The organism is Devosia geojensis (assembly GCF_000969415.1).
Classification (GTDB): domain Bacteria; phylum Pseudomonadota; class Alphaproteobacteria; order Rhizobiales; family Devosiaceae; genus Devosia; species Devosia geojensis.
In genome coordinates, this window is sequence record NZ_JZEX01000070.1 from 1 (window position 1) to 2,760 (window position 2,760).

Genomic DNA, 2,760 nt, shown 5'->3' on the forward strand with positions numbered 1-2,760 from the left:
CCCCCGACCCCTCCCCTCAAGGGGGAGGGGAGCCCCCCGGCTCGTGCTTCCGTCAAAACATGACAGAGACTAACTCTCGGTCGTCATTGCCCGCTTCGTGAGGCGCACCGAAACAACACCAACCAGGATTGTCACCGCGACGGAGGCCGGGGCCCTGAACGCATCAGCAGGCACGGGAGGAGCGGCTGGGCGCTGCCCAGTTCACACACCTTGCGGCTGATGCGCTATCCCAGGATGGGTCCCGGCTTTCGCCGGGATGACAGCTGGTGGGGAGGGCGGCGTAGCGCCCTCCGCTAGAGCGTTTCACGATTGGATGAAACACCACCGGTCGGCTCCCCTCCCCCTTGAGGGGAGGGGCTGGGGGTGGGGGTCCATATGTTACCCACACAACGACCCCACCCTCGATCCTTCCCCTCAAGGGGGAGGGAGGCGAAGGGGCCGATGATTCCATTCAGCTATGAAGAGCTCCAGCAGACGTTTACGCCAGCGCCACGACCAGCACCCCTCTTGCCGGCAGCTTGACGTTGCCGTCCTCGACGACGGCTCCCGCATCGGACCAGTGCACCGGACCGAAACGCGCCGGACCTTCGGGAAGGGAAACCCGCGTCGTCTGCTCTTGCCGGGTGGGATTCAGCATCCAGAGGTAGCGCCTGTCCCCATCCGCGTGCAGCCGCGCCTGCATCGCGTTGTTGCTCAACACGATATGCTGCCGCCTGTCGGTCCAGCCGAACACGTCGGCGAAGAAGCGCCGGTTGGCCTCGGACGACGCGCGATAGTAGGTGACGGATGGATTGCTGCCGATAAGGAGCGTGCGGCCCTGACCATGCTCGTGCTCGGCGACGGCGAGGCGCCCGTCGGTGAAGCGGCCGACCTCGCGCCCGCCGGCGAGCCGATAGGACTGGAGGAGGCCGCCGCCAGCGACCGTTTTGCCGGCGAAAGCGAAGCTGACGCGGTCGCCGATGTCGGGCATGAACTCGACTTCGTCCTCGACAACGCCGAAGATGGCGTCGAGCCCGTTGTGGGGCTGGCGGGCGCCAACCTTGCCGCGGTCGCCGAAATAGCCGGGGCAAGCCTCGCTGACGAGGATGCCGCCGGCCTCGACCCAGCGGGTGAGGCGCGCCACGTTCTCGCCCGTCAGCATGATCGGGTAGGGCGCATAGAGCGTGTCGTAGGCGTCGATGTCGTCGATATGCACCCAATCGGCCTGGATGCCGTTGTCGAAGAAGCCGCGATAGGCGCCCCACATGGCGGCGGCATAGGTGTCCGGCTGGTGGGTGCGGTTGAGCAGGTAATCCCAGGCCTGCGCCTCAGGAATGACAAGGATGCCGATCTCGCCGCGCACGGGCTTTGCCGCCATCACGTCCTTCTGCTCGGGCGCGTTGGCCCAGCGGGCGATGGAGGCGGCCATCTCGGAACGCGGGGTACGTGAGCCGTCCATGCCATAGGAGCCGAAGGCGCCGAAGAGCGGCCCGTCGAGGAGCGGGCGCCAGCGCAGGTTGAGGACGCCCCGCGCCCCGGCCGCGAACGAGGTCATGGTCCACACCTTGATGTCGTCGGGCTCGGCGACGCGCCCGTCCTCTTTGTCGCGGCCCAAGACCTGCGGCTGCAGCCAGAGCGGACCGCCCTGCCGCTCGGCATGCCAGAAGGGCTTGCCGCGTGCGGCGGCGCGGGTGAGGTCGGCGCCATAGAAGTTGCGCCAGGGCTGGTTGCCCTTGCGCGCCGGGATCCAGGTCATGCCGTAGACCTCGACCTTGGAGGCGGCGAGCCAGTCGTCGCACCCGTTGGAGACCATGTTGGGGATGGCCCCGGCAATGCCGTGGGCGGCGATGAGGCAATCGGGGTCGACGGCGCGGATGGTGTCGATCCGCCACTGCATCTGCCCGTAATAGTTGTCGCGCTTGAAGGCGAGCCAATCAAGGCATTCGGGATAGGCGGCAAGCTCATGGGGCGGCTCGATATCCTCCCATTCGGCATAGCTGTAGCGGTACCAGGCGCGCGCGAGCGTATCGAGGTCACCGTATTTGGCCTTGAGCCAGTCGCGGAAGGCGGCCTTGGTCGGGAGTGAATAGTCGACGTCGGCGGCGTAGTTGCACTCGTTCCAGACGTCGTAGCCGAGGAGGCCTGGATGCCCCTTGTAGCGGGTGGCGAGCGCGGTGAGGAACGCACCGGCAGTCTCGCGCACCTGCGGATCGTTGAGGGTCAACGCCCCCGCCCCGCCGCCATTGTTGGCAAAGCCGCCGGTCGCGGCCGACACGCCCATGTTGGAGGTGAGCGGGCGCCCATCGGCGCGGATCTGGCGCGCATCGGCGAAGTGGCGGATCGCCCAGTCGGGCACCGCGTGGATCAGCTCGGCGATGATGGTCTTGAGGCCGTTCCTGGCCGCAAGTTCGAGCTGGCGGTCGTATTCCTCCCAGTCGTAGACGCCGGGGCGCCGCTCGATGGCGCTCCACATGAACCAGTGGCGGAAGACGTTGAGGCCGTCTTCGCCGGCGGTCGCGTAGTCGCGCTCCCAATCCTCGCGCGGCGGGTTCGACTTGCGGAAATAGACCGCGCCGAACGGGATCTGCGGCATGGCGTCGATGGGCATTCCTCTTATCCTTTCTGGCAAGGCGGGAGCGTCCGGCGGAACGCCCCCCGCTCCGCCGCTCTCCCGGTTGATTGTGTCGTGGCTTCTGGCCGAAGCCTTAGATCATCTCCCCCGACGACGGTTGCGGCCCTATCGCCTCCCTCCCCCTTGAGGGGAGGGATCGAGGGTGGGGG

General features: G+C 67.3%; 1 protein-coding gene. It reads right to left on the reverse strand.

Annotation, left to right across the window (positions count from 1 at the left end; genetic code table 11):
- Window positions 1-478: 478 nt before the first annotated feature.
- Entirely contained in the window at window positions 479-2,587 is a 2,109-nt protein-coding gene (locus VE25_RS07005) for a beta-galactosidase (RefSeq protein ID WP_046107896.1), read from the reverse strand.
- Window positions 2,588-2,760: the final 173 nt, after the last annotated feature.